Origin of the sequence: Dactylosporangium sp. NPDC006015 (assembly GCF_040614215.1) — a bacterium.
GTDB lineage: Bacteria > Actinomycetota > Actinomycetes > Mycobacteriales > Micromonosporaceae > Dactylosporangium > Dactylosporangium maewongense.
Window position 1 is genome coordinate 1 of sequence record NZ_JBEXUD010000102.1, and the last position, 8,429, is coordinate 8,429.

Annotated in this window: 7 protein-coding genes and 1 pseudogene; 5 read left to right on the forward strand and 3 right to left on the reverse strand. The window is 74.5% G+C overall.

Annotated elements, in window-relative coordinates:
• A pseudogene (locus tag ABZ321_RS57925) lies at window positions 1–458 on the forward strand (hypothetical protein); the annotation flags it as partial.
• Between the two features lie 165 nt (window positions 459–623).
• Here ABZ321_RS57925 and mycP read toward each other — a convergent pair.
• The 3 genes from mycP to ABZ321_RS57940 all read right to left on the reverse strand — a co-directional run bounded on the left by mycP (window position 624) and on the right by ABZ321_RS57940 (window position 4,361).
• Window positions 624–1,793: a type VII secretion-associated serine protease mycosin gene (gene mycP, locus ABZ321_RS57930; protein ID WP_354905601.1), complete on the reverse strand. Its 1,170-nt coding sequence runs from the start codon at window positions 1,791–1,793 to the stop codon at window positions 624–626.
• Between the two features lie 184 nt (window positions 1,794–1,977).
• Window positions 1,978–2,970, reverse strand: coding sequence for a hypothetical protein (locus ABZ321_RS57935; RefSeq protein ID WP_354905604.1), 993 nt, complete (start codon window positions 2,968–2,970; stop codon window positions 1,978–1,980).
• Window positions 2,967–4,361: an MFS transporter gene (locus tag ABZ321_RS57940; protein WP_354905607.1), complete on the reverse strand. Its 1,395-nt coding sequence runs from the start codon at window positions 4,359–4,361 to the stop codon at window positions 2,967–2,969. Before ABZ321_RS57940 ends, ABZ321_RS57935 begins: the two co-directional genes overlap by 4 nt.
• 178 nt (window positions 4,362–4,539) lie before the next feature.
• Here ABZ321_RS57940 and ABZ321_RS57945 point away from each other — a divergent pair, with 178 nt between their 5' ends.
• From ABZ321_RS57945 to ABZ321_RS57960, 4 genes are all read left to right on the forward strand, one after another.
• The gene (locus ABZ321_RS57945) at window positions 4,540–5,916 is read left to right on the forward strand and encodes a DNRLRE domain-containing protein (RefSeq protein ID WP_344514432.1); all 1,377 of its coding nucleotides are present in this window, start codon (window positions 4,540–4,542) and stop codon (window positions 5,914–5,916) included.
• 133 nt (window positions 5,917–6,049) lie between these two features.
• Window positions 6,050–6,616 carry a hypothetical protein gene (locus ABZ321_RS57950; RefSeq protein ID WP_354905610.1) on the forward strand — a complete coding sequence of 189 codons (567 nt, stop codon included), beginning with the start codon at window positions 6,050–6,052 and terminating at the stop codon, window positions 6,614–6,616.
• Window positions 6,617–6,626: 10 nt separating this feature from the next.
• On the forward strand, window positions 6,627–8,048 hold the full coding sequence (locus ABZ321_RS57955; protein ID WP_354905613.1) for a sensor histidine kinase: 1,422 nt from the start codon (window positions 6,627–6,629) through the stop codon (window positions 8,046–8,048).
• Window positions 8,045–8,429 (forward strand): response regulator transcription factor (locus ABZ321_RS57960; protein ID WP_354905616.1); only part of this gene is annotated, 385 nt, incomplete at its 3' end. The genes ABZ321_RS57955 and ABZ321_RS57960, both read left to right, overlap by 4 nt.

An 8,429-nucleotide genomic window follows, 5' to 3' on the forward strand; every position in this document is an offset into this window, starting at 1 on the left:
TGGGTGCCGCCGCCATGGGTGCCGCCGCCCGGGGTGCCGGCGCCGCCGCCCGGAACGCCGGTGCCGCCGGACCTGGGGGCGCCCGTGGCCGCGAGGCCCGTCGCGGCCGCCACGGCGGGCCGGGACCTGCCCCGGCGGGCTCCTCCGGCGGTGCCGACATCACCGGCCCGGCGCCCACGACCGAGCCGCCATCCCCGCCCCCGACCTCGGACCCGCCGCGCTCGGAGACCCTCACCTCCGCCGGTGGCACGGTCACCGCCACCTGCGACGGCGCCGGGCGCGTGCGGCTGACGTCCCCCGACCCGGCGGACGGCTACAAGGTCACGACCTTCAACGGCGGCCCGGCGGGCACGGCGGAGGTCGCCTTCAAGCGCGGCAACGTCACGATCCGGATGTCCGTCACCTGCGACGACGGCGCCCCGACCGCCACGACGACGAAGACCACCACGACCGGCTGACGCGGGCGGCGTCACGCGCACGGATCGGTGATCCCCCGCAGGCCGACGAGGATCGCACGGAGCTGGGCCATCCGGCGGGTGCCCAGGTGGGCCGCCCACTCCGCCTCGACCTCGGCGACGGCGGCCTCGGCGCCACAGCGACGGCCTCGGCGCCGCGAAGGTGGGTCAGCGGCGCCGGCGTGGGCCGCGCAGCAGCGGGCGGGCGACGCCGAAGACGAGCAGGAGCGCCAGCAGGAGCGATCCGCCGCCGACGACCGCGGCGCGGATCGCGGGAGTGCCCGGGCCGTCGCCGGAAGCCCGCGGCGGCGGCGCGTGGGTGGTGGGCGGCGCCGGCGGGGACGGCGACGCGGTCGGGCCGAGCGGGTCGGCGGTGACCGGTGGGACGGTGGCGGTCAGGGCCGCGTACGGGTCGATCAGCCCGTGGCCGAAGCTGTCGTCGCGGCCCGGGGCGCCCTTGTCGCGGGCGGTGGCGAAGAGGCGGTTGACGACGTTGGCCGCGTCCAGCTCGGGGTGCCTGGACCAGATCAGCGCGAGGAGGCCGGAGACGATCGCGGCGGCGCCGCTCGTGCCCGAGCCGATCGCGAACCCGGAGGGGTAGCGGGACTTCGGGGCGGCGCCGATGATGTCCTGCGCCGGCGCGGCGATGTCGACGGTCGGGTCGGCGATCGAGCCGTCCCACAGCCCGCCGGTGCGGGTCGTGCCGGCGACGGTGATGACGCCGGGGTAGCGGGCCGGGAGTGGCACGTGGTCGTCGCCCTGGGGGCGGTTGCCGCCGGCGGCGACGAGGACGGCTCCCTTGGCGCGGGCGTACGCGATGGCGTCCAGCTCCGGCTGCTTCAGCTCGTCGTCGGTGAGCGTGAACGACATGTTGATGATCTTCGCGCCGTGGTCGGCGGCGTAGCGGATCGGCTCGGCGAGCGTGCCCGCGGGCGCGCCGGCCGCCCTGTTGCCGATCGGGATCGCGATCGGCAGGACCTTGGCCTTCGGGGCGATGCCGAGCACATGGTTCGCCCCGTCGCCGCCGCGGCCCGCCAGGACCGTCGCCATCTGGGTGCCGTGGCCGTCGGGGTCGTCCCAGCCCTTCTCGCTCGCCACGCCGTTGGTGCCGGCGCCGGGCAGCAGCGCGCCGGACAGGTCCGGCTGGGCGCCGTCGACGCCGGTGTCGATCACCGCGACGACGACGCCCTCGCCCTTGCTGACCTGCTGGGCCTTCGCCATGCCGAGCGCGCCGAGCCACCACTGCTGCTCGCGGACGGTCTCAGCCTGTGCCGGCGCCGGGGCGCCCCCGATCAACACCCCGGCCACCAGCGCTGCCACGGCGCTGCGCGTTCTCACGCCGCGACCGTACCGGCAGGGTCAGGACCACCACCACTTCTGGTCGGCGCCGCCGTGGCAGTCGTACTGGCCGACCGGGGTGGAGTCGGCCGTGCGGACCCGGCACACAGTGAGGCGCCCGGCGGGGCGGCGCCGCACCCGGTCCGCTTGGCGACACTCCGGCCACCCACGCGGTGACAGGGATTCAGACAGCCAGCGGCGCCGGCGACTCCGCGCCCGGAATCAGCAGGCGGGGCGCGCCCGTGCCGTCGGCGGGCACCGACCAGACGTCGGGGCGGCCGTCGTCCTGGCGCAGCGTGTACCCGAGGGTGGACCCGTCCAGCCAGGCCGCCTGGTCGTCGACGCTCGCCTGCTCCGCGGTCTGCGTCACCCGCATGGTGGCGAGGTCGAGCACCGACAGCCGCCAGCCGCGCTGCGGGTCGGCGTCGATCGCCTGCTTGAACGCGATCCGGGTGCCGTCCGGCGACAGCGAGGGGCACTCGACGTTGTCGCGCAGGGTTTCGACGGTGCGGGCGGCGAGGTCCCCACGGACGAGGTACCGGCGGCCGGCCGTCGACATCGTGGCGTAGAACCGGTTGTCGTCGGCGGCGAACGTCACGCCCCAGAAGTTCACGTCGACGTTGCGGTAGGGCTTGCCCTCGTGGATGACGGTGAGCTCCTCGAGCGAGCTGATGGTCGTGCCCGTCCTGGTGTCGAGGATGCCGGTGCGGGTGGAGAACCCGCTGCTGGTGTAGGAGTCGCCGCCGACGAAGACGGTCCACGCCACGAACCGGCCCGACGGCGAGACCCTGGCGCGGTTGGGCAGGCCGGGCACGGCCACGGTCTGCCGGGGGTGCAGGTCGGCGTCGAGGACGACCACCTCGTAGGCCCACGCGGTCTGCGGTCGCAGGCACACGCCCGTGCCGGCGGCCGCGTACACCCGCAGGCACTCCACTGTGGACACGGTCCGCGGACCGGTGGGGTCCGCGGCGGCCACGGTCGCGAGGTGCCGGTCGGTGATCGTGAGCAGGCGCGGCCCCGGTGTGAGCGTGACGGCGGCGTCCCGCCCGGGCCCGGTCGCGGCCGCGGGCTCGGCGCGGTCGGCGGCGAGTGCCGTGTAGCCCGCCGCGACGCCCGCGAGCACGACGACGGCGGCGGCGAGCACACCGATCCGCGCCTTGTTCGACAGCTGTGTCATCGCACCGGTCCTCGTTTCCTCAGCAGCAGCAGTGTCGCGACCACGACCACCGCCACACCGGCGGCCGCGGCCCGGCTGGCGGCCTGCGGGCCCCACGCCTGCCACGCGAGTCCGAAGAGGACGGACGACACCAGGTATGCGAGCGCCTGTCCCGTCTGGACGACCGCGATGCCGGTGGTGCGCAGCCGCGCCGGCAGCACCGGCCCGGCGAGGGCGATGAGGACCCCGTCGGTGGCGGCGTAGAACAGCCCGTGCAGCGCCAGGGTCAGCACGAGCAGCGGCCACCCGCCGACCGGGCCGAAGAGCAGCAGGTAGGCCAGGCCCAGCGCCGTGTAGCCGCCGAGGACCACCGGCAGCCGGCCGATCCGGTCGGCGAGGATGCCCAGCGGCGCGGCGAGCAGCAGGTACGCCAGGCTCGTGCCGACCGCCAGCATCGGGAACCACACGAGGCTGAGCTCCTCGCGGCGTTGCAGCATCAGGTACACGAAACCGTCGCCGATCGTGGCGAGCCCGAGCAGGCAGGAGGCCGCAGCGAGCCGCCTGACGGGCGCGTCGCGCAGCAACCCGAACGCGGCCTTCAGCGACACCTTGTCCGCCGCGGACTCGGGCGCCGCCGCGGGTTCGAGCTCCGCCGCGGGTTCGAGCTCCGCCGCGGGTTCGAGCTCCGCCGCGGGTTCGAGCGCTGTCGCGGGCTCGGGCGCTGCCGCCGGTCGTTCGCGGACGAACAGGGCCAGCACGACGACCGCGAGCGCCGCGATGCAGAAGCTGGTCACGAAGACCGCGTCGTAGGACTCGCCGGCGGCGGCCAGGACGGCGAGCGCGACGAGCGGGCCGAGGAACGCCCCGATGCTGTCCATCGTCCGGTGTACGCCGAACGCCCGCCCCAGCGCCTCCGGCGGCGTCGACTCGGTGATCAGCGCGTCGCGGGGTGCGGTCCGCACGCCCTTGCCGAGACGGTCGACGGCGATGACGGCGCCGATCGCCGGCACCGACCGGCCGGCGAGGAGCAGGCCGAGCTTGGCGACGGCCGACAGCGTGTACCCGAAGCCGGCGACCAGCTTGCGGGAGCGGAACCGGTCGGCGACGAACCCGCCGGCGAGGCGCAGGACCGCGGTCGCGCCGGTGTAGACGCCGTCCACGACGCCGTAGGCGAGCGGGCTGACGTGCAGGCCCAGCACGAGGTACAGGGGCAGGACCGCGGTGACCATCTCGGCGGACACGTCGGTGATGAGGCTGACCGTGCCGAGGGCGACGACGTTGCCGCTGACGAGCGCGATCCGGCGGCGGCGCGGGTCACCGCCAGGCGGCGCGGTGACCGGGCTGGTCACGGTCGACAGGTACACCCCGGTGGTCTCCCTCTCCTGCGGCTCCTGCGGGCAACGGTGCGCCATCGTCCGACGGCGGCGGATCTTCCCGCAACGCCCCGGAAACGGCGGGCCGGTGTGCAGCACATGAACGGGACTTTGCATCGAAGTATTTCGTTATATGTTTACCTTACGGTACCGGTGCGGCCCATCGGCGTCCCTATGTTCCTTGCGCTTCTGCACACGCCCAGAGAAGGGTTTCTGGATGGGCATCCGTCTCACCCGCCCACAGGTGACGATGGCGACGGTCGCGGCGCTGGTCGCCGCCACCGCCACCGTCGTCGTGGCCGCCGCGACCCCCGCGTCGGCCGCCACGGCCACGTTCACGCCCGTCGCCGACACGTACGTCCAGAGCGACACCGCGTCCACCAACTACGGCACGGCGACGCAGATCGTCGTGGACAACTCGCCGGTGCGCCGCGTCTTCCTGCGGTTCACGGTGTCGGGCGTCAGCGGCACGGTCACCGCCGCCAAGCTGCGCCTGCGCACCATCAGCGGCAACGACGGCAGCCCCGCCGGCGGCACGTTCAAGGCCATGAGCAACACGACGTGGTCCGAGACGGGCACGACCTGGAACAACCAGCCCGCGATCGACGGCGCCACCCTGGGCACCATCGGTGCCGTCACCAAGGACGGCTGGTACGAGGTCGACGTCAAGGCGCTGGTGACCGGCAACGGCACGTTCAGCATCGGCGGCAGCTCCAGCAACTCCGACGGCGCCTACTACGACTCGCGCGAGAGCGGCGCCGACGCCCCACAGCTGGTCATCACCACCGGCACGACCACGCCGCCCTCGGGCGACCCCGTGTTCGTGGGCGCCGGCGACATCGCCAACTCCGGCTCGGGCGACAGCGCCACCGCGGCGCTGATCGACAACATCCCGGGCACCGTCTACACGCTGGGCGACAACGTGTACGACAGCGGCACGGCGAGCGAGTTCAACTCGTACTACGAGCCGACGTGGGGCCGGTTCAAGGCCCGCACCCGGCCCTCCCCCGGCAACCACGACTACGTCACGTCGGGCGCCTCGGCGTACTACAGCTACTTCGGCTCCGTCGCCGGCCCGTCCGGCCGTGGCTACTACTCGTTCGACCTCGGCAACTGGCACATCGTGTCGCTGAACTCGAACATCAGCATGTCCGCGGGCTCGGCGCAGGAGCAGTGGCTGCGCTCGGACCTCGCGGCCAGCAGCAAGCCGTGCACCCTGGCGTACTGGCACCACCCGCTCTTCACGTCCAGCTCCAACCACGCCCCGTCGACCTCGACGCGCCCGCTCTACCAGGCGCTGTACGACTACAACGCCGACGTCGTGCTGTGGGGCCACAACCACGTCTACGAGCGCTTCGCCCCGATGAACCCGAGCGGCGCCCTGGACAACGCCCGCGGCCTGCGCACCTGGGTCGCCGGCATGGGTGGCGCCAGCCACTACGCCTTCGGCACCATCCAGCCCAACAGCGAGGCCCGTAACAGCTCCGCCTACGGCGTCCTCAAGTTCACGCTCCACGCCAACACGTACGACTGGCAGTTCGTCCCCGTCGCCGGCCAGTCCTACAGCGACAGCGGCACCGGTTCCTGCCACTGACCGCACGCTCCACCGTCCGCCGGGGTGCACGTGTTCCGTGCGCCCCGGCGGCCCGGCACATGACGAACGGCAGCCGGAACCTTGGCCGTCCGGCACTCCCCCGCGTGCCGCCCGCGACAATACGGTCCACGGCATGGATCTCACGTGGTTGCAACGGTTCGGCGCCGCCAGCGGCGTCCTGCTCGGGCTGTCGATCGGCGTGCCGGGCGCGGTGGAGGCGTTCACCGGCGAGACGTCGGCGACGAGCTTCGTCCTCGGGCTCGGCACCGCGCTCTCCGCGCCCGCCGTCACCGCCCTCTACCTGCACCATCGCGCCACCGCCGGCAGGTTCGGGGCGGCCGCCTACGCGGTGAACGTGCTCGGGCTCGGGCTGTTCACCGGCGTCGCGTTCGCGCTCAACCTGGTCCTGTTCCACCTCGACGAGTCCACTGTGGACACGCTGCGGGACGGACCGTTCGGCACGGCGCTGCTGATCAGTGCCGTGGTGTTCGTCGCCGGCACGATCCTCTTCAGCGTCTCGATGCTGCGCTCCGGCGGTTTCCCGAGGCTGCCCGCGGCGGGTTACGGCGTGTCACTGACGCTGCTCGCGGCCCTCGCACCGCTGCCGGACACGCCGGGGACGAGCCTGGTACACGTGCTGGCCGCGGCGTCGATCGGATGGCTGGCACTGTCCGTGCTGCCGGCCTCCGGCGGACAGTAGCCTGAATCGCATGATGCGCCCGCCGTGGCTGCCGTTCGTCGTGTACGGCGCGGTCCTCGCCGCCGGTCTGCACCATCAGGTCAGGGCCGGCGGCGTCGCGCAGGCCGCCGCGCTCGTCGCCGCGATCGGGGCGCTCGCCGGCCTGGAGCTGGTCGAGCGCCGCGTCGCGGCGCCGGCGGCGGTGTTCCTGACCGCCAGGACCGCGATGTTCGTGCTGGTCGCGGCGCTCGACGGCGACGGGCTGTCCAACCTACTGTTCCTGCTGGTGCCGTTCGCCGCGTACTTCGCCTACGGAAGGAAGGTCGCGGTCACGCTCGCGGCGGCGGGCGTGGCGGTGCCCGTCGGGTGGCTGAGCGTCGCCGACCCCCACTGGTACACCGACGGCGAACGCGTCAGGGACGTGCTGATGCTGGCCGTCGGCATGTGCCTGGCGGTCGCGATGGCGGCGGCCGCGGTCGGCGAGTCCGACTCGCGGGCGAGGCTGCGGCTGGCGCTCGACGAGGTCGCGGAGCTGTCCGCGGCGGCGGAGCGCGGACGGGTCGCCCGGGACCTGCACGACAGCCTCGGACACCACCTGACCGCGGTCAGCATCCAGCTGGAGAAGGCGGCGGCGTTCCGGGAGCGGGATCCGGTGGCGGCCGATCAGTCGGTACGGGCGGCGCGCGACTCGGCGGCACGCGCCCTGCACGAGGTGCGCGGCGCGGTACGGGCGTTGTCGGCGCCGTTCTCGCTGACCGGCGCGCTGGCCGACCTCGCCGGCGAAGGGGTGGACGTGGCGGTCCTCGGCGACGAGCCGGACCTGCCGCTGGCGGCGCGGATCGCGGTGTTCCGGGCGGCGCAGGAAGGCGTGACGAACGCCCGCCGGCACGCGGGCGCCGGCCGGGTCACGGTCCGGGCGACGTTCGGCGGCGGCACGGCGCGGCTGGTCGTCGCCGACGATGGCCACGGCTTCGCGGCCGGCGCGGCCGAGGGCTTCGGGCTGCGGGGCATGCGGGAGCGGCTGGCCGCGGTCGGCGGCAGCGTCGCCGTCACCACCGGCCACACCAGCCGAGACGCGGACACCGGCGAAGTCGCAGGCACCGGCGGAGGCACGGACACCGGCCGCGCCACCGCAGACGCGGCGACCCACCGCAGCGGCGACGGCGGCCCCGCGGCCACCGAGCACCGCAACAGCAGCGCGGCCACCGGCCGCAGCGGCGGAGACACGGGCACCGGCCGCGCCGGCGGAGACACGGACAACGGCCGCAGCGGCGAGGACGGCCCCACGGCCACCGAGCACGGCGGCGACGGCGACGGCGACGGCGGCGGCACCACGACAACCGGGCACGGCAACGGCGGCGTGGCAACCACGTACAGCGGCGGCGGCGCGGCCACGAAGCGCGCCGGCGGCGGGCCCGGGGTCACCCTCACCGTGACGGTGCCGGCGGCATGACGGCGGTCCGGGTCCTCGTCGTCGACGACCAGCAGCTGGTCCGCGACGGCATCGCGTCGCTGCTGGGCATCCAGCCGGGGATCGACGTCGTCGGCACCGCCGCCGACGGCGCCGAGGCGGTCGCGAAGGCCCTCGACGCCGCGCCGGACGTGGTGCTGATGGACGTCCGCATGCCGGTCATGGACGGTGTCGAGGCCACCCGGGAGCTGTGCGAGCGGCTCCCGGGCTGCCGGGTCGTGATGCTCACGACGTTCGACGACGACGAGTACGTGACGCGGGCGCTCCGGGCCGGCGCCGGCGGCTACCTGCTCAAGGACCTGGCCGCCGCCGACCTGGCCGCGGCGGTCCGCCTCACGCACGCCGGGGTGGCGCCGCTCGCCG